Here is a 17,758-nt window from a genome sequence, read left to right on the forward strand (position 1 = left end):
CCCTAATCCAGCTGGATGTTTAACTGCTCGGCAACGCTGCGTGGCAGCGCGAAACGGCAGGTTTTCAGCGGATCGACCACCTGACAGATTTGCAGATCGCCGGTGATGCTCAGCAGATTGATGGTGTCGGCCAGCGAGACCTGGCTATAGTCCGCTACGAAGTGTGCCATATTGCGCGTTGCCAATTCGGCCGCTTCGTCCAGCGTTTTGGCGGATGCCAAGGTATATAGCGTATCGGCGGTGCTCATCATCGGGGTTGGCAGCGCGCGGTTTTTGACTACGCTCAGGTTCACCACCACTTCGCCGGGAATTTCCAGCCCGCATACCGAGACTTCACCATCGCCCATGGCGGCATGCAGATCGCCGAGTGCAAACAGCGCACCGGGAACGTTAACCGGTAGCCACAGCGTGCAGCCTTCGGTGATGATTTTGCAGTCCATGTTGCCGCCATGGGCATCTGGTGTGCCACAAGAGATAGGTTCTTCGGCCGGGGCGACGCCAATCACGCCGATCATCGGCTTTAACGGCCAACGCACGCCGCCGGGGAGCAGTGCGAAGCCGTCTTCCAGCGGCACGGTGCGGATCTGCGGTTGCTGCAACTCATCGCCAATGACGCCCAGGCCCGGAGCCGTGACCATGACTGCCTGATGGCTGGTTGGGGTAATACGCTTAATCTCTACCCGCAATACATCGCCGGGGTTCGCATCTTGCACGTAAACCGGCCCGGTAGCCGGGTTGATGCGGCTCCAGTCCAGTTCGGTGAAGGCGGCCTGTTCGGAGGCGATTTGATCTTCGAAGCAGTCACAGGTTTCAAAACAAACGTCGCTGCCGCTGGCAACGGTAGCCACAGGGGCGTTATCGCGCGACATGGCATATACCAGGTGTGTGCGGGAGATCTTTTCCATGGTGATTCCTATAATGAATAATGGAGCCTAGTTTTTATTATTTATGGCAATAATGATAATTGGGCGAACCTGCGCCAATTCATCAATAAATCACACCCGCAGGGGCGTAAGCAAGCACGCGAAAGCGGTAGGAGAATGGGCACTTTTGTTGGATTGGCAGGATATGCTTCAAACAATTATCACGGTGGTTTATTACCCGCAACTATGGCGGAAACTTCCGCATAATCGATCGGTTACCCCGAATGAATACAGCAGAGTTCTCAGTAGAGAATGGGAATCAAATGAAGGTAAATACTTTCGATAATTGGCATTAATAAAATGAGCAATCGGTTTTATAGCAGTAAACGCTATATATCGGCTATAGCAAACTTATTACCCTGGAGTGGACTCCAGGGTAATGGCGAGCTTCAGCGATAGCCCTGATACACTTCCGCCACGCGTTTAAAGTATTCCGTCAGGTAATTGATACACACCTGCACCTTGAGCGGCAGTTTGTCCTTCTCGGTGTACAGTGCGTAAACCGGGCGGGGTTCTGAATGGTAACGCTTGAACAGGATCTCAATCTCGCCGCGTTTGATCTCTTCGATGACCCACATCAGTGGCGCATAGGCAATCCCGGCCCCGGCCTTGAGCCAGCGGATCATGGTTTGTGAATCGTTGGTCACGAAGCGCCCCTGAGGGGAAATGCGCGTGCTAATGCCTTCGGGAGCCATCAATTCAAACTCACTGTCTGGCCGTACGCTGTATTCCAACCAGGAAAAATTCACCATATCCGCCGGTTTTTGCGGTGTCCCGTGTTGAGTCAGGTAGCTTTTGGCGGCACAGACCACCATCGGCATCGAGCCCAGGCGTTTGGAAAACAGGCTGGAATCCTGCAGTTCGCCGGTGCGGATCACCACGTCCAGGCCGTCGGCAATCAGATCCGGGGCCGGAATGCCGGTGACCAGATTAACCGTCAAACCAGGATATTCTTGCAGCATGTCGGCGGTCATGGTTGCCAGAACGTTTTGCGCCATAGTGGAGGAACTGCCGATACGCAGTGTGCCTATGGGCGTATTGTTCAGCGCATAAAGCTGCTCATGGACCTCGGCGGCTTCCTGCAACATGCGGCGGCAGCCCTGATAGTAGATTTTACCGGCTTCGGTCAGGCCGATACTGCGCGTGCTGCGGTTAAGCAGTTTCACCTGTAGATCATTTTCCAGTTTGGACACTGTCTGGCTGATGGATGAAACGCTCATGTCGAGCTGGCGTGCCGCCGCGGTAAATGACCCACATTCAACGACTTTAGCAAACACGGACATCCGTTTTAGTCTTTCCATTGTTCACTCTGGCTTAAAAGTGATTTAGATCACAGATTGTAGATGAGTTGATAGTAAGCAGGCTAATATAACGCGTCGGGTGTAAAGATCTTCTGAACGCTTGAGCGTGGTCAGCCATGCCGCGGTATACTGCCGTGGCTGCGCGATCCCTCCGGTCATCCATACATTCCCTCTCGCGGAAGCCTGCTGTTAGCTTAACCCTTTTTCAGGTTTATGGCCTGGTCAACTACCAGATCATAACGTTTGGCGTCCGTGCGCTAGAATGTAAATAGAATGTGAAATCAGCAGGGAAAACCCCGGTGCAGTAAACAATTAAGGATAAAGTGATGAGTTTGCTTCCGGTTATGGTCATTTTTGGACTGTCGTTCCCACCGGTATTTTTTGAGCTGTTAGCGTCGTTGGCCCTGTTCTTCGTCATACGCCGCCTGTTGCAGCCGACCGGGATTTACGACTTTGTCTGGCATCCGGCGCTGTTCAATACCGCGCTGTATTGCTGTTTGTTTTATCTGATTTCGTGTCTTTTCGTTTGAGGCTGCTGTGAAAACTCTGTCATTAAAAATAATCCGCATTGCGATCACCTTGCTGCTGGTCCTGCTGGCAGCTATCGCCGTGTTCAAGGCTTGGGCGTTTTACACCGAGTCGCCGTGGACGCGTGATGCCAAATTCACCGCCGACGTGGTGGCGATTGCTCCGGACGTCAGCGGTTTGCTGACCGACGTGCCGATCACCGACAACCAACTGGTGAAACAGGGCCAGATCCTGATGGTGATCGACCAGCCACGTTACCAACAGGCACTGGCCGAAGCTAACGCCGATGTGGCCTATTATCAGACGCTGGCGGCCGAGAAGAAGCGTGAAGCGGGCCGCCGTGTGCGCTTGGGGATCCAGGCGATGTCACAAGAAGAGATCGACCAATCCAATAACGTGCTGCAAACCGTGCAGCATCAGTTGGCCAAGGCGATCGCCGTGCGCGATCTGGCGCAACTGGATCTGGAACGAACCACGGTGCGTGCGCCAGCAGACGGTTGGGTCACCAACCTGAACGTCCACGCGGGGGAATTTATCACCCGTGGTTCTACCGCGGTGGCGCTGGTGAAGAAAAACAGCTTCTATGTCATCGCCTATCTGGAAGAAACCAAGCTTGAAGGGCTGAGCAAAGGCGATCGTGCCGAGATCACCCCGCTGGGCAGCAACCGCATTATGCACGGCACCGTCGATAGCCTGGCCGCAGCGGTGAATAACAGCAGCAGCACTCCAAACAGCAAAGGTCTTGCATCGATCGACAGCAACCTGGAGTGGGTGCGTCTGGCACAGCGTGTGCCGGTGAAAATCATCCTCGATGAGAAAGATCAGCAGCACTCTTACCCGGCGGGCACCACCGCGACTGTGGTCATTACCGGCAAGAACGATCGTAGCATCGACAGCGGCTCACCGTTTATCCGGCTGATGCATCGGTTGCGCGAGTTCGGCTAATGAACAACCCAACCTTTCTGCGGCTGCGGTTTGCCTGCAAGCTCAGCTTTGCGATCGTCTTTGCCCTGTTTGTCGGTTTCCACCTTAATCTGGAAACCCCGCGCTGGTCGGTGCTGACGGCGGCCATTGTGGCTGCCGGCCCGGCCTTTGCCGCCGGAGGGGAACCTTTCTCTGGTGCCATTCGCTATCGTGGCTGGCTGCGTATTATCGGCACCTTTATGGGCTGTTTTGTCGGTTTGCTGATTATCGTTACCTGTGCGCGTGCACCGGTGGTGATGCTGATGCTGTGCTGCGTCTGGCTGGGGGTCTGTACCTGGATCTCCTCGCTGGTGAAGGTCGAAAACTCCTACGCCTGGGGGCTGGCGGGCTACACGGCACTGATTATCATCGTCACCTCCGCAACCACCACCACTTCACTGCTGGCCGCGCCACAGTTCGCCGTAGAGCGCTGTAGCGAGATCGTACTCGGTATTCTCAGTGCGATACTGGCCGACCTGCTGTTTTCCCCACGTTCGATCAAACAGGATATCGATCGCGCGGTGGATCAGCTGTTGGTGGGGCAGTACAAACTGATGCAGATGTGTATCAGCGACGCCGGGAAAGAGGATATCGACCGTGCCTGGAGCGATCTGGTAAAAAGCACCACCGCCATCAACGGGATGCGCAGCAACCTGATGTTGGAGTCGTCACGTTGGCAGCGGGTCAACAGCCGCTTGCATGCGCTGCATACGCTTTCGCTGACGTTGATCACCCAGGCCTGTGAAACCTACCTGATTTTGCTCAATCATCCGGAGGCGGTGAAGGAGAATATCCGCGAGCTGCTGATGGTCCCGGCGGAAACCGCGCAAGAAGTGCGTAAACGCCTAAAGCTGGTGCGCCAGGTGTTGGCAATCAACCGCAGTGATGAACATCTGCAAACGGTCACCAGTTGGGTTGGTGCGGCGACGCGCTATCTGTTGGTGGCAAAAGGTGTGCATACCAACAGCGGTATCAACGCGGTAGAAAACGAGATACTGGCCGGAGAAGTGGTGGTGAAAAGGCCCTCAGCGGAAGGCCACCATGCGATGATTAACGGGCTGCGAGCCTGGGCGGCGACCTCAATAGGTTGCCTGTTTTGGCTGTGGACCGGCTGGACGTCCGGCAGCGGCTGTATGGTGATGATCGCCGTCGTGACCGCATTGGCGATGCGTACGCCAAATCCGAAAATGACGGCACTCGACTTTATGTTGGGTGTACTTATGGCGTTGCCGCTCGGTGCGCTGTTTTACATGTTTATCTTGCCTGAAACCCAGCAAAGTATGTTCCTGCTGTGCCTGAGCTTGGGCATCATGTCCTTTGTCATCGGTATCGAAGTGCAGAAACGCCGTTTGGGATCGTTGGGCACCTTGGCGAGTACCATTAACATTATCGTGTTGAGCAACCCGATGAGTTTCCATGTCTCCTCGTTTATCGACAGCGCCATCGGCCAGATTATCGGCTGTTTTGTGGCGATGATCGTACTGTTCCTGATCCGTGATACCTCCCGTGAACGTACCGGCCGCACGTTGATGAATCAGTTGGTCAGCAGCGCCGTTTCGGCGTTGACCACCAAGGCGGCACGCCGTAAGGAAAACCATCTGCCCGCGCTCTATCAGCGCCTGAACCAACTGCTGATGATGTTCCCGAACGACATTGCCAAATACCGGCTGGCGCTCAACCTGATTATTGCCCACCAGCGGATGCAGATGACCGAGATCCCGGAACGGGAAGAGCTTTCGGTGTTCCACAAGCAGATCCGCAGCACCGCCGACCACGTGGTCACCGCCAAGAACGATGTGAAGCGGGCTTACTACTACGATCGGTTACTCAAAGAGATGAATGAATATCAACAAAAGCTGGTGGATAACCTCGCTCCGCTTAGCGTCACCGGGCCGGTAAAACGCCTGGCCGATATGCTGCATCGCTACCGTCACGCGCTGATTGATTGATATCTTCAGCTTCCCATCAAACCATCGGGTATATACTGAGCATGTTTACGTCCCCCGGCACGGGGGGCTAAAATGCACGCAGGAAGGCTTCATTACCCATAATAATTCCGTATCAATTGCGGCTTTTGCTCGGGCGTCAGGCCTTTTAGATGCGAAATGGTTACATCTTGGTCATCTTTGATTCATTAATTTTTGCTATATATGCAGGGACAGTATGAATAAACGTACGCTTATTGCGATGTTGATTGCTTTGGTGGTGGCGGGGTTCAGTGCGCTGCATAGGGATGGCGATCGGGCTATTACCAACGTTTCAACCCCAGCGGCAGAGAGCATTGAGCAACTGACGCAGCAGCAGCGGGTGGTCAGCTATGTGCAACAGCATCAGCGCCTGCCGGACTACTACATCACCAAAAAACAGGCACGTGAACAGGGTTGGGATGCGGGCGACGGTAATCTGTGTAAAGTATTGCCGGGCAAGGCCATTGGCGGCGACCGTTTTTCCAACCGTGAGGGGCTGTTACCTACCGCCAACAACCGGGTATGGCGCGAAGCGGATATCAACTACCAATGCGGCCGACGCGGTGCCGATCGGCTGTTGTATTCCAGTGACGGTCTGATTTATGTCACGCGCGACCATTATAAGAACTTCATGCGGATGGAGTGAGCCGATGGGGAAAATAGAGTTCGATTTTAACCAGATAGCGGACTTGCCAGCGTTCTATCGCCACTTTGCCGAGCGGTTTGCATTGGGTGAAGGATTTGGCGCCAACCTGGACGCGCTGTGGGACGTGGTGACCGGCGACATCAGCCTGCCGGTCGAGATTGAATTTCTCAATCTCAACGCCCGCAGCAAACGCCGCTTTGGTGCCATTATTCTGTTGTTTGAAGAAGCGGAGGAGGAGCTGGAGGGCAACCTGCGGTTCAATATCCGTGAAACGAGCAGCGCAGCGATGCATCAGCGGGGATGAACGGGGTCCATCCCGCAGCGATGCCGCTGACGATCACTGTTGTGCCTCGGCCAGCTCTCGCAAGTACTGGAAGATTTGGCGGAATGATTTTGGCGGCTTGTTAGCGGCCTGCTCTTTCTGCGCGTTACGTATCAGGGCGCGTAACTGCTGGCGATCGGCCTGTGGATACAGATCCAGCACGGACGGGATCGCGTCATCACCCTCTGCCACCAAGCGATCGCGCAGCGCTTCCAGCTTGTGGAACAGCGAAACCTGTTGGTTATGGCGGTTCTTCAGCTTGTCGAGCGCGGTCTGGATTGGTTCGACATCGCGAGCACGCAGCATTTTGCCGATCAGTTGGATCTGGCGGCGGCGGCCTTCTTTCTTGATCTTCTGCGCCAGTTCGATGGCGGCACGCAGATCTTCATCCAACGGGATGCGTTCCAAGGCGTTTTTACCCAGTTCAACCAGTTCGGTTCCCAGGTCTTTCAGCGCTTCGGCATCACGTTTAATTTCACTTTTACTGACCCAGATAATCTCGTCATCGTCCTCGTTTTCGTTCTCCGGGACTTCGTCGAGCCAGTCTTCAGGCTGTTTGTTCATGGTAGGCTCCGTTAAAAAGAGGCTAATCCTAACAGGTTGCCGGCTTTATGCGAAATTCCACGCGGTTCCTGTTAGACTCAAAAGTACATCGGGCTGTGGCCAGCGGGCGCAGCCTGAAATTATTTTGGCGCGTTATTGCGCGCAAAACCATGCCGACACGGCACTTTTCTCAACGATTTTCTGATTAAGTATGGCCGATTGATGAAAGTAGTCACCCAAGTTGCAGAGCAGCGCAAAGCGCTGGAACAAGCCGTTTCACAGGCACTGGAGCTGGCACGCGCCGGTTCCGATGCGGCAGAAGTTGCCGTGAGCAAAACCACCGGTATCAGCGTCAGCACCCGTTTCGGTGAAGTGGAGAACGTCGAATTCAACAGCGACGGCGCATTAGGCATTACCGTCTATTATCAAAACCGTAAAGGCAGTGCCTCTTCCACCGATCTTAATCCGGATGCCATTGCCCGCACCGTGCAGGCGGCGCTGGATATCGCTCGTTACACTTCACCAGATCCCCATGCTGGCCCGGCGGAAAAAGATTTACTGGCGTTTGACGCGCCGGATCTGGACCTGTTCCATCCCACCGAGCTGGATGCCGAACGCGGTATCGAGTTGGCAGCCCGTGCCGAGCAGGCTTCGCTGGCAGCCGATAAGCGGATTACCAATACCGAAGGCGGCAGCTTCAACAGCCATTACGGTATCAAGGTCTTCGGCAACAGCCACGGCATGCTGCAAAGCTATTGCTCCAGCCGTCACTCGCTCTCCAGCTGTGTGATTGCCGAGCATGATGGTGATATGGAACGGGATTACGCCTACACCATTGGCCGAGCTATGGGCGATATGGCCAGCCCTGAGTGGGTCGGCCAGGAATGTGCTCGCCGCACGCTGGCACGTCTTTCCCCACGCAAGCTGTCAACCATGAAAGCGCCGGTGCTGTTTGCCTCAGAAGTGGCAACCGGTCTGTTTGGCCACCTGGTTGGGGCTATCAGCGGCAGCAGCGTCTATCGCAAATCTACCTTCCTGCTGGATTCGTTGGGTAAACAGATCCTACCGGAGTGGATGACCATTGAAGAACATCCGCACTTGCTGAAAGGGCTGGCCTCTACGCCGTTCGACAGTGAAGGCGTACGGACCCAGCGCCGCGACATCGTCAAAGACGGCGTGTTGGAAACCTGGCTGCTGACTAGCTACGCTGCGCGCAAACTGGGGCTGCATAGCACTGGCCACGCAGGCGGGATCCATAACTGGCGCATTGCCGGGCAGGGTGATGACTTTGCGGGCATGCTCAAACAGTTGGGCACCGGTCTGGTGGTCACCGAACTGATGGGGCAGGGCGTCAGCGGTATTACCGGCGATTACTCACGCGGGGCTTCTGGCTTCTGGGTAGAAAACGGTGAGATCCAGTATCCAGTCAGCGAGATCACCATTGCCGGCAATCTGAAGGATATGCTGCGCAATATCGTCAGCATCGGCAGCGATATCGAACTGCGCAGCAATATCCAGTGCGGTTCCGTACTGTTGCCGGAAATGAAGATAGCAGGGCAGTAATACCCTTCACCTTAACCCTCTCCCACAGGGAGAGGGAGCAGCCCAGAGTACGTGGTTGGTCCGTACTGCTTCGGAAAGTCGGGAGTAAGAACAAAGAAAGCAAGGTATTACGCAGAGCAATCAATGAACTCGATCGGTCCTCTTTCCCTGTGGGAGAGGGCTGAGACGCTCCTCCCAACTCCCCGTTTCAACCTTCCTTACAAATATCAGGTATCGGTTTTACCTTTCCATGCCTATGTTTATAACGGGTTAACTAAAACAATAACTGGAAGGTGAGCATGAAGAAGACATTGAAAGTATTGGCAGCACTGACGCTGCTGGGAGCCAGTTCGTGGGCGATGGCGGCCAATCTGGCTGATGACATGGATACCCTGGCCGCCAATTACAAAACCGTACTAAACACCGACTCTACCGATACCTTCAAGCAGAGCCTGCAGAATATGCGCGCTGCCGCCACGGATGCCCAGAAAGGCACACCGCCAAAGTTGGAAAGTAAAGCGCCAGACAGCCCGGAGATGAAGGAGTTTCGTCAAGGGCTGGCGACGTTGATCGGGCAGATCGATCAGTCAATGGCGCTGGCGAATCAGGGCAAACTGGAGGACGCACGCAAAGTGGCGCAGGACTTCAAGCAAACCCGCGATGCCAATCACAAGAAATTCCGCTAAACGTCAGTAATGCTTGGTGACCGCCGATGGCGGTCATTGCTATCACCCCAGATAAGAAGATGGCGCCAGCCCTAGCACCCGACGGAACATCGCCGAAAAGGCCGCGCTACTCTCATAGCCCAACTCTATTGCCACCTGAGTAACGCTGTTGCCCGCCGCCAGGCGTGCCAGCGCCAATACCACACAGGCTCGTTGACGCCACTGCGAAAACGACATCCCGGTCTGTTTGCGGAAAAAACGGCTAAAGGTGCGCAGGCTCATATACAGGCTGGCGGCCCAAAGCCCTGGTGGCGTGTGGGCGTCTGGCTGGCGTAAAAAGGCCTGGCACAGAGCGCTGAGCCGGGGATCTTCCGGCAGGGGAATATGCAGCGGTAATGCCTGCATCTGGGCAATCTCATGCAGCAGCAGCGCCACCAAGGCGCCATCTCGCCCTTCCTGCTGATACACTAGCGGCATATCAACGGCAGCCATCAGCAACTGACGCATCAGCGGGGTTACGCTCACCACTTGGCACACCTCGGCGATGGGCGCGATCAGCGCGTCCGGCTCGATATATAAACTGCGAGTGCTCACTCCCATCATCCTGACTTCATGTGCGACCTGCGGCGGGATCCAGACGGCGCGCTGCGGTGGCACCACCCAATTTCCCTGCTGGGTAAATACCTGCATCACGCCGGTGGCACCATACAGTAGCTGCGCGCGCCGGTGGCTATGCAAGGGCAGCAGATAGTCCGGTGGATAGTCGGTGCCAATGGCAATTACCGATCTTGGCGTGTGGTCGAGGGAATCAATGGTGATATTGCGCATAGCCTGCCTTATCATTTTGGCCGAAACGCTATGATAGTTGACCGATGATAGCGTGCAAGCCATAAGGTGGCCGCCTATCCTGCTAGCTGACCAACGACAGCGAGGAGTTGCAGGGTGATGGCTGATATTTTACTGGTGCTGTTTACCGGCTTTTTGACCGGCATGACCACCATTCTGTTCGGTTTTGGCGGTGGCTTTGTGGTGGTGCCTTTTGTCTATCATGTGGTTTCCGCCTCCGGTAATCATGCCGGTCAGGCGATGCATATTGCCGTGGCCACCTCGGCGGCGGTCATGATTTTAAACGCCAGCTATGCCAGCGTCACCCAGTGGCGCAGCGGCAATATCCTACGTGAAACCATCACTCCGCTGATCTTTTATATCGGCGCGGGGGCGGTCATCGGTGCCTTTGCCGCGATGCAGCTTGCAGACTCCGCCATTCGCGGGCTGTTTATTCTCTATATGATGGCGACTATTGCCGATTGTCTGCTGCGCAAAGGGTTCCTGACCAAACCCGCCAAGACGGCGTTATCCAAGACGACGGTGTGGGTCGGTGGGCCATTAATTGGCGTGATTGCCGCTATGCTGGGGGTTGGGGGAAGCGTGATGACAGTTCCACTGTTACGCCGTCAGGGTTATGACATGAAGCACTGCGTCAGTGCGGCCAATCCGCTATCGATCCCGGTCGCGGTGGTGGCGACGGTTTTGTATAGCTATCTCGGCATGGGGAAGGTGAGCGGACCGCATTATGTCGGCTATGTGAATCTGCTGATTTTGGGGTTACTGCTGGTGGCGGGTATCGCGGGGATCGTGTTTGCCAAACGGGTGTTGCCCAGCGTAGATGACAGGCTGCACGCCAGAATTTACGTGTTGCTGCTGGTAGTGGTGCTGATCGCGATTTGCCTGTAAAGGTGCAAACAGGGCGGCTGAATGGCCGCCCGGAAACCTGACTTAGCGGTGATACTCGCCCGCAGCCTCAGGTTGATACAGCAATTCCAGCACTTCAATGCGGGCTTCTTCGCCGTTTGGCAACTGCCAATTGATCTGTTTACCCACGTGCATTCCCAGCAGTGCTGCACCCAGAGGTGCCATCACCGACAGCTGTTCAGCGCTGTCTTTGAGAGAGGCAGGGTAAACCAGCGTGCGCACATGTTCTTCTGAAGTATGCAGATCGCGAAAACGTACGCGGCTGTTCATGGTGACGACGTGTGCAGGGATCTGCGATGCTGGCACAATGTCAGCGCGATCCAGTTCAGCGTTCAGCGCGGCGGCGACGTCAGTATTGGCAAAGGCTGGCTGTGCCAGTAGCGCATCCAGGCGTTCCGCATCCAGCTCATTAATGGTAATGGTTGGTTTGGTCATTCCACTCTCCAGTCCAATCAAAGGGCGCCCTTTCTGCGCCATAAATTCGGAAAACAACACAAAAGCAACACCCCCGCACCTTTGGGAGCGGGGGTGTGAAAAATGTCGGTTTGTCCTACTGATAGTAGGCTGTTAGGGCCGGAAAAGAAAGAGATCTCGATCACGAAGTTTTTTGCGCCGCGATGCTAACTGGCAACTCTGCGTTGCAAACTCTTTTTGCAATCTCATTTACTTAGCGTAAAAACCCCCGATTTTGCGAAATGGATCCCCTGGCGTCACTTAATTTCCAGTTCGAACTGGAAAAAAACGCGCTACACAAGCAATGCCCCAAGGGTTAGGGTAAAGACATCAAAGAAAGCGGGTAAAGGTAAAGCGCTTTACCGTTAACGGATAAATAGCTGGATCCAGAGGTGACTGCAAAGTGAATGACGGAACTGCTTCGGTAAGTAACAGGGAACAGACTGACATCAGTGAGGCCGCAGCGATTACCACTCAACTGCTGGCCGATATTACCGCCATGTTGGGTGAAGAGAATATTTACACCAATGCGGTGCAACAACAAATGTTGGAATCCCATATCCGCGCGATGGTGTTGCGCTCAATAACGGGTGAACCCTTGCCGGAAGTTGATAAATCACTGTTTGATGAAATTTCTGCCGGCTCAATGCAACTGGCAGAGCGAGTGGTAAATAAGTTTGCCACGCTACCGATTGAAGAGGCGTATCTGCTTTCGGTTCATTTTGAAGTGGCTAAAGATAACGACCAATAACGTTTAATTATTTAACATTATTCAGGAGAAAAAACCCATGGGACAAATTACCGTAGTGATCGGCGATCGGCTGGGTAAAGGCCAGAAAGTAGGCCAAGGCGTTGAAAATGCAGGTGCCAAGGTGATTGTGATCCCTGGCATGGCGGCGGATATGAAGTTGGGTGACGTGATGAAAGCAGAGAATGCGCAACTGGGCATTTCTTTCTGCGGCAGCGGTGGCGCTGGGGCGATCACCGCACAAACCAAATATGGTTATAAATCCAGATATGGTATGCGTTCTATTGAAGAAGGCGTGACGGCAATTAACGAAGGCTGCAATGTATTAGGCTTTGGCTTTATGGATAAAGAAGAATTAGGCCAGCGGCTAGTGGAAGCGTATGTCAAAAAATACGGCAATCCGTAATGAAAGAGACTTATACCACCTCGGTTAACGTGGAGGGCAAAGGCGATAGTAAAGCTAAAGCTTTTGCCGGTGCATTAGCGAATGTACAGGGCGTGATTTTAAAATCCACCAATAATGTTCTGCTGCGTATCGAACCGCAGGATGTCAAAATAGTAAAGGCGGAAGAGAGAACCACCAAAGAAAAATTTCTTTTCTTCTTCCTGGCGCGTGAAAGAAAAAGCTATGCCGTTTCATTAGAAATAACCGTGAACGTGACGATCATCAATACCGAAAAGGTGGTCTTCACCCAGAAATAAAAACGTTATATCCGTCGTGTTTCAAGCTATAGCCGCTAGGGCTGCGTCTTGGGATCCACTGGGCATGACATAAGAAGGATATTCTGATGTTTTTAATCATCTTATTTAAGTCGATTATTATCGGCGGGCTGGTTGGCGTCGGTGTAGGGGCCGGTGCCGCACGTATGTTCCACGCACCGACGACGCAGGGTATGGGAGCGTTCCGTACCTTGGGTGAGCTGAACTCCTGCGAAGGCGATCCGGCTTCTCATTTCTCATTTGGTCTGGGCTTCTTCTTCAACGCCTGGGCGTCTTCTGTGGCGGCGGGGGCCTTCACGCAGGACGTTGACCATCGCATCATTCCTAACTGGGGCGCAGCAGCCCTGATGATCAAAAACCGCAACGTTGCGGAAACCATGCACGATCCAAAAAAGATGGCCATCGCGTGCGGGATCATCGGCATTTTGGTCGTGGCCTTCCTTAACACCACCGCTTCGGCAGTGCCTGCGGCCTTGCAGGTTACGGCCATCAAAGTCTTGGTTCCAGCGGCCAACCTGCTGGTGAACACCGTCATGCCGGTGATCTTCTGGCTGGCGGCGATTGAAGCGGGCAAACGTTCTGGCTTCTGGGGCACCATCTTCGGTGGTCTGGCACAGCTGATTATGGGTAACGCCGTACCGGGTCTGGTGCTGGGTATCCTGATTGGCAAGGGCGTTGAAGAAAGCGGCTGGAACAAAGTCACCAAAATCATGATGGTGGCGATTGTGCTGCTGTTCGTGCTGAGCGGCTTCTTCCGCGGCTTTGATATGAAAGTTCTCGAATCCTTCAGCCTGGGCGTGCCTGGCTGGCTGGATGCCATTCATAACACCCTGAGCGGAAAATAAGGAGCTGAATGATGGAAGCACAAGCAGACAAAGGCTTCTGGTATGCCGACTGGTCGTTCCCGATTTTTGTTGGCCTGCTCTCGTCCGGCGTGTTCGCCGGGACACACATGTATTACCTGTATGGCATAGGTGCGTTTAACGAAGTGGCTTTCGTTTCCATGCTGCGTGCCGGGATGGACACCGGGGTTTACGGTGCGGTGGCGGCGTTCGGTGCCAGCTTCCTGTTTGCCCGTATTATCGAAGGTTCTCTGGTAGGGATCCTGGATATTGGCGGGGCGATCCAGACCGGGGTTGGCCTTGGTGTTCCTGCGCTGTTGCTGGGCGCGGGGATTGTTTTCCCGGTAGCCAACTTTGCCGCCTCGCTGGTGACTGGCCTGGTCATTGGCCTGGCGATTGGTTACCTGATTATCCTGGCGCGTAAATTTACCATCAATCAGAGCAACTCCACCTACGGGGCGGACGTGATGATGGGGGCGGGTAACTCTTCCGGGCGTTTCCTTGGGCCGTTGATCATCCTGTCTGCCATGGCCGCTTCGATCCCGATCGGCCTGGGTTCCCTGCTGGGTGCGCTGCTGTTCTATATCTGGGGCAAGCCGATCACCGGCGGCGCGATCCTGGGGGCCATGATCTTGGGGGCATTCTTCCCGGTAGCCATTTCTTAATCAAGTCCCAAACCCTGGGTCACCGCCCAGGGTTTGGCAAGGAGTAGCGAAGCATGTATGACCTAATCATCCGGCGCGCCAGGCTGGTGGACGACACCCTGGCCGATGTGGCTATTGAGGCAGGTAAGATTGCCGTCGTCGGGCAGTTGGCGGCCGATGCCAGCGCCCACAAACAACTGGATCTGGCAGGAAACTACCGCCTGAGCGCTGGCTGGATCGACTCTCACGTACACTGTTATCCCTCTTCACCGATTTATCATGACGACCCGGACCTGGTGGGCGTGAGCAGCGGCGTCACCTCGGTGGTGGATGCTGGTAGCACCGGTACCGACGATATCGATGAATTCTATGCCCTGACGCGCAGCACCAAAACCAACGTCTTTGCCTTCCTCAATATCTCGCGTATCGGTCTGCTAAGGCAGAATGAACTGGCTGATATGGCGGATATCAATAAGCAGCAGGTCAAGCAGGCCATCGACGGCAAGCCGGGATTTATCATTGGTATCAAGGCGCGTATGAGCAGCAGCGTCGTGGGCCAGAACGGCACCAAACCGTTGGTGTTGGCCAAAGAGATCCAGCAGGAAAATCAGCAACTGCCGCTGATGGTGCATATTGGCAACAACCCGCCGGATTTGGACGAGATCGCCGATCTGCTGACCCAGGGTGACATCATCACTCATTGCTACAACGGTAAACCGAACCGCATTCTGACCCCGGCAGGCACGCTGCGCGAGTCGATCCAACGCGCGTTAAAACGTGGCGTGTTACTTGATGTAGGCCACGGCTCGGCCAGCTTCAGCTTTGAGGTTGCCCGCCAGGCCATTGCGCTGGGGGTCTTCCCGCACACCATCAGTTCCGATATCTACTGCCGTAACCGTCTGGCTGGCCCCGTGCACAGCCTGGCGACGGTAATGTCCAAATTCTTTACCGTTGGGCTTTCTCTGGCGCAGGTCATTGGCTGCGTGACGGAAAATGCCGCTGCGGCGTTGCGCCTGACCACCAAGGGGCAGCTGAAACCCGGCTTTGATGCCGACCTGACCATTTTTGATCTCCGCCAGGGGCCGCAGGTGTTTGCCGACTCCGAAGGGGAGTCCGTGAATGGCGAACAACTGTTGGTGCCGCTGGCTGCTGTGGTGGCCGGGGAAGTCCTATTAACCGAACAAGGAAAAGCCGCTCATGTCTTCAGTCTATGAAAAATATAACTTAAAGCAGGTGATCAATACTTCCGGCCGCATGACCATTCTTGGCGTTTCTACGCCACGCCAGGAGGTGATTGATGCTGTGGATTACGGCCTGAATCATTACTTTGAAATCAAGGATCTGGTCAACAAGACCGGCGCCTATATTGCTGGCCTGCTGAATGTGGAAGACGCGGTGATTGTTTCCTGCGCTTCTGCCGGTATTGCCCAGTCGGTGGCGGCGGTGATCGTCAAAGATAACGCCAACCTGTTGGTCAACCTGCATTCCGCTACGGTGAACGAGCCGCGCGAGATCGTGTTGCCGCGTGGCCATAACGTCAACTTTGGTGCGCCGGTGGATACCATGGTCGCCCTCGGCGGCGGCAAGGTGGTGGAAGCAGGTTATGCCAACGAATGTTCCCCTGAACAGATTGAAGCCTGCATCACCCCGCAGACCGCGGCCATTCTGTACGTCAAGTCTCACCACTGCGTGCAGAAAAGCATTCTCTCCGTCGAACAGGCGGCCGTGGTGGCACGTAAGCATAACCTGCCGCTGATCGTCGATGCCGCTGCCGAAGAAGATTTGATGTGTTACTACCAGATGGGGGCCGATCTGGTGATCTACAGCGGTGCCAAGGCTATTGAGGGGCCAACCAGCGGGCTGGTGATCGGCAAGAAGCAATACGTAGAGTGGGTGAAGCAGCAGTCAGGCGGTATTGGCCGGGCGATGAAAGTGGGCAAAGAGGGCATCCTCGGCCTGACGCAGGCTATCGAAAGCTACCTGACGTCGGAGAAAACCACCGGTGCGCAAATGGTAGAGCGCATGACGCCGTTTATCAGCCAACTGAATACCCTGAATGGCATCAGCGCCAAAACCGTCTGGGACAGCGCAGGGCGCGATATTGCCCGCGTTGAAATCACCTTTGATGAAGCGGTGTTGGGGATGTCGACTGTGGAAATCGTCCAGCGGCTGAAAACCGGTGATATCGCCATCTATTTCCGTGGCTACAAGGCCAACGAAGGCAAGATTGAGGTGGATGTCCGCAGCGTGAACGAGCAGCAGCTGATGACTGTCTTTACCTGTATTAAAAATCTGTTTATGGAGAACCAAGCATGAAGCTGAAGCCTAATTACTATAAAGACCGCGTTTGCCTCAACGTGCTGGCTGGCTCAAAAGCCAACGCGCAGGACATCTATAATGCGGCGCAGGGGCACGTGCTGGTGGGCGTTCTTTCCAAAAACTATCCAGACGTTGAGAGTGCCGTGGCGGATATGTCGCGTTATGCACGCCTGATCGAGAACGCGCTTTCCGTAGGCCTGGGGGCTGGCGATCCCAAGCAGTCGAATATGGTCAGCCTGATCTCCGAGCAAGTCCAACCGCAGCATGTGAACCAGGTGTTTACCGGCGTCGGTGCCAGCCGTGCATTGCTGAAGCAAAACCAAACCGTGGTGAATGGCCTGGTCTCCCCGACCGGCCGTGTGGGCTGGGTAAAGATTTCCACCGGACCGCTGAGCGCTCATGCAGCGGATGGCATCGTGCCGGTAGAGACTGCCATTGCGTTGTTGAAGGATATGGGCGGCAGTTCGATTAAGTATTTCCCGATGGGCGGCCTGAAGCATCAGGACGAATATGAATACGTGGCGAAAGCCTGTGCCGAGCATGACTTTATGCTGGAGCCGACCGGGGGCATCGATCTGGAAAACTTCGAGCCGATCCTGGAGATTGCGTTGAAAGCCGGTGTGAAGCAGGTGATCCCGCATATCTACAGCTCCATTATTGATTCCACCAGTGGCGATACTCGCCCGCAAGATGTCAAAACTCTGCTGGAAATCACCAAGCGGCTGGTGGGGTAAACCCGCGGCCCCTCACCCCAACCCTCTCCCACAGGGAGAGGGAGCTGGCACGGAGTTGTGGTTAGGTGTGGTGTAAAGCAGTGGCATGTTCGATTTGATGCGGCGGTTGGATACTGGAGTTAAGTTGTGGCACGTTCGGTCCCCTC

The 17,758-nt window shown here is 54.9% G+C and carries 21 protein-coding genes; 16 read left to right on the top strand and 5 right to left on the bottom strand.

The window, feature by feature from the left end; all coding sequences use genetic code 11:
* Positions 1 to 2: 2 nt before the first annotated feature.
* Positions 3 to 905 carry an acetamidase/formamidase family protein gene (locus ACKWMY_RS21330; protein ID WP_409487002.1) on the bottom strand — a complete coding sequence of 301 codons (903 nt, stop codon included), beginning with the start codon at positions 903 to 905 and terminating at the stop codon, positions 3 to 5.
* A 407-nt stretch (positions 906 to 1,312) separates the two neighbouring features.
* The gene (aaeR, locus tag ACKWMY_RS21335) at positions 1,313 to 2,224 is read right to left on the bottom strand and encodes an HTH-type transcriptional activator AaeR (RefSeq protein WP_024483740.1); all 912 of its coding nucleotides are present in this window, start codon (positions 2,222 to 2,224) and stop codon (positions 1,313 to 1,315) included.
* Between the two features lie 326 nt (positions 2,225 to 2,550).
* On the opposite strand from aaeR, the gene aaeX reads away from it, so the two are divergent.
* The 5 genes from aaeX (at position 2,551) to ACKWMY_RS21360 (ending at position 6,632) form a co-directional block, all read left to right on the top strand.
* The gene (gene aaeX, locus ACKWMY_RS21340) at positions 2,551 to 2,754 is read left to right on the top strand and encodes a p-hydroxybenzoic acid efflux pump operon protein AaeX (RefSeq protein ID WP_021180732.1); all 204 of its coding nucleotides are present in this window, start codon (positions 2,551 to 2,553) and stop codon (positions 2,752 to 2,754) included.
* A gap of 7 nt (positions 2,755 to 2,761) precedes the next feature.
* Positions 2,762 to 3,697 (top strand): p-hydroxybenzoic acid efflux pump subunit AaeA, encoded by a 936-nt coding sequence (aaeA, locus tag ACKWMY_RS21345; RefSeq protein WP_024527938.1) that lies wholly within the window; start codon positions 2,762 to 2,764, stop codon positions 3,695 to 3,697.
* Positions 3,697 to 5,664 (top strand): p-hydroxybenzoic acid efflux pump subunit AaeB, encoded by a 1,968-nt coding sequence (aaeB, locus tag ACKWMY_RS21350; protein ID WP_199062766.1) that lies wholly within the window; start codon positions 3,697 to 3,699, stop codon positions 5,662 to 5,664. The genes aaeA and aaeB overlap by 1 nt, the downstream gene beginning before the upstream one ends.
* A gap of 214 nt (positions 5,665 to 5,878) precedes the next feature.
* Positions 5,879 to 6,328 carry a ribonuclease gene (locus ACKWMY_RS21355; RefSeq protein WP_261161402.1) on the top strand — a complete coding sequence of 150 codons (450 nt, stop codon included), beginning with the start codon at positions 5,879 to 5,881 and terminating at the stop codon, positions 6,326 to 6,328.
* 4 nt (positions 6,329 to 6,332) lie between these two features.
* On the top strand, positions 6,333 to 6,632 hold the full coding sequence (locus ACKWMY_RS21360; RefSeq protein WP_024527935.1) for a barstar family protein: 300 nt from the start codon (positions 6,333 to 6,335) through the stop codon (positions 6,630 to 6,632).
* A gap of 33 nt (positions 6,633 to 6,665) precedes the next feature.
* Here the strand turns inward: ACKWMY_RS21360 and yjgA are convergent, their stop codons facing one another.
* Entirely contained in the window at positions 6,666 to 7,214 is a 549-nt protein-coding gene (gene yjgA, locus ACKWMY_RS21365) for a ribosome biogenesis factor YjgA (RefSeq protein WP_021180727.1), read from the bottom strand.
* Between the two features lie 201 nt (positions 7,215 to 7,415).
* On the opposite strand from yjgA, the gene pmbA reads away from it, so the two are divergent.
* Both pmbA and cybC read left to right on the top strand, forming a co-directional pair.
* Entirely contained in the window at positions 7,416 to 8,756 is a 1,341-nt protein-coding gene (gene pmbA / locus ACKWMY_RS21370; protein ID WP_024483736.1) for a metalloprotease PmbA, read from the top strand.
* 278 nt (positions 8,757 to 9,034) lie between these two features.
* Positions 9,035 to 9,421: a cytochrome b562 gene (gene cybC, locus ACKWMY_RS21375; protein ID WP_024527933.1), complete on the top strand. Its 387-nt coding sequence runs from the start codon at positions 9,035 to 9,037 to the stop codon at positions 9,419 to 9,421.
* Between the two features lie 42 nt (positions 9,422 to 9,463).
* Here the strand turns inward: cybC and ACKWMY_RS21380 are convergent, their stop codons facing one another.
* Positions 9,464 to 10,228 (bottom strand): AraC family transcriptional regulator, encoded by a 765-nt coding sequence (locus ACKWMY_RS21380; protein ID WP_409487003.1) that lies wholly within the window; start codon positions 10,226 to 10,228, stop codon positions 9,464 to 9,466.
* Positions 10,229 to 10,345: 117 nt separating this feature from the next.
* Here ACKWMY_RS21380 and ACKWMY_RS21385 point away from each other — a divergent pair, with 117 nt between their 5' ends.
* Entirely contained in the window at positions 10,346 to 11,134 is a 789-nt protein-coding gene (locus ACKWMY_RS21385; RefSeq protein WP_409487004.1) for a sulfite exporter TauE/SafE family protein, read from the top strand.
* 42 nt (positions 11,135 to 11,176) lie between these two features.
* Here the strand turns inward: ACKWMY_RS21385 and rnk are convergent, their stop codons facing one another.
* Positions 11,177 to 11,587 (bottom strand): nucleoside diphosphate kinase regulator, encoded by a 411-nt coding sequence (gene rnk, locus ACKWMY_RS21390; RefSeq protein ID WP_021180723.1) that lies wholly within the window; start codon positions 11,585 to 11,587, stop codon positions 11,177 to 11,179.
* Positions 11,588 to 12,053: 466 nt separating this feature from the next.
* Here rnk and ACKWMY_RS21395 point away from each other — a divergent pair, with 466 nt between their 5' ends.
* The 8 genes from ACKWMY_RS21395 (at position 12,054) to dagF (ending at position 17,612) form a co-directional block, all read left to right on the top strand.
* Positions 12,054 to 12,356: a glycine dehydrogenase gene (locus ACKWMY_RS21395; protein WP_370572534.1), complete on the top strand. Its 303-nt coding sequence runs from the start codon at positions 12,054 to 12,056 to the stop codon at positions 12,354 to 12,356.
* A gap of 37 nt (positions 12,357 to 12,393) precedes the next feature.
* Entirely contained in the window at positions 12,394 to 12,759 is a 366-nt protein-coding gene (locus ACKWMY_RS21400; protein WP_021180720.1) for a glycine-rich SFCGS family protein, read from the top strand.
* Positions 12,759 to 13,055, top strand: a complete 297-nt coding sequence (locus ACKWMY_RS21405; protein ID WP_021180719.1) for a DUF4312 family protein — start codon at positions 12,759 to 12,761, stop codon at positions 13,053 to 13,055. Before ACKWMY_RS21400 ends, ACKWMY_RS21405 begins: the two co-directional genes overlap by 1 nt.
* 86 nt (positions 13,056 to 13,141) lie before the next feature.
* A complete protein-coding gene (locus tag ACKWMY_RS21410) occupies positions 13,142 to 13,918 on the top strand; it encodes a DUF4311 domain-containing protein (protein ID WP_021180718.1) in 777 nt (258 codons plus the stop codon).
* Between the two features lie 11 nt (positions 13,919 to 13,929).
* Positions 13,930 to 14,580 (top strand): DUF4310 family protein, encoded by a 651-nt coding sequence (locus tag ACKWMY_RS21415; RefSeq protein WP_024483730.1) that lies wholly within the window; start codon positions 13,930 to 13,932, stop codon positions 14,578 to 14,580.
* A gap of 53 nt (positions 14,581 to 14,633) precedes the next feature.
* The gene (locus ACKWMY_RS21420) at positions 14,634 to 15,773 is read left to right on the top strand and encodes an amidohydrolase/deacetylase family metallohydrolase (RefSeq protein WP_409487005.1); all 1,140 of its coding nucleotides are present in this window, start codon (positions 14,634 to 14,636) and stop codon (positions 15,771 to 15,773) included.
* The gene (locus tag ACKWMY_RS21425; RefSeq protein WP_308870991.1) at positions 15,757 to 16,875 is read left to right on the top strand and encodes a DgaE family pyridoxal phosphate-dependent ammonia lyase; all 1,119 of its coding nucleotides are present in this window, start codon (positions 15,757 to 15,759) and stop codon (positions 16,873 to 16,875) included. Before ACKWMY_RS21420 ends, ACKWMY_RS21425 begins: the two co-directional genes overlap by 17 nt.
* The gene (dagF, locus tag ACKWMY_RS21430; protein WP_024527928.1) at positions 16,872 to 17,612 is read left to right on the top strand and encodes a 2-dehydro-3-deoxy-phosphogluconate aldolase; all 741 of its coding nucleotides are present in this window, start codon (positions 16,872 to 16,874) and stop codon (positions 17,610 to 17,612) included. Before ACKWMY_RS21425 ends, dagF begins: the two co-directional genes overlap by 4 nt.
* Positions 17,613 to 17,758 lie beyond the last annotated feature (146 nt).

The organism is Serratia sp. J2 (assembly GCF_046269175.1).
GTDB classification, from domain to species: Bacteria; Pseudomonadota; Gammaproteobacteria; order Enterobacterales; family Enterobacteriaceae; genus Chania; species Chania fonticola_C.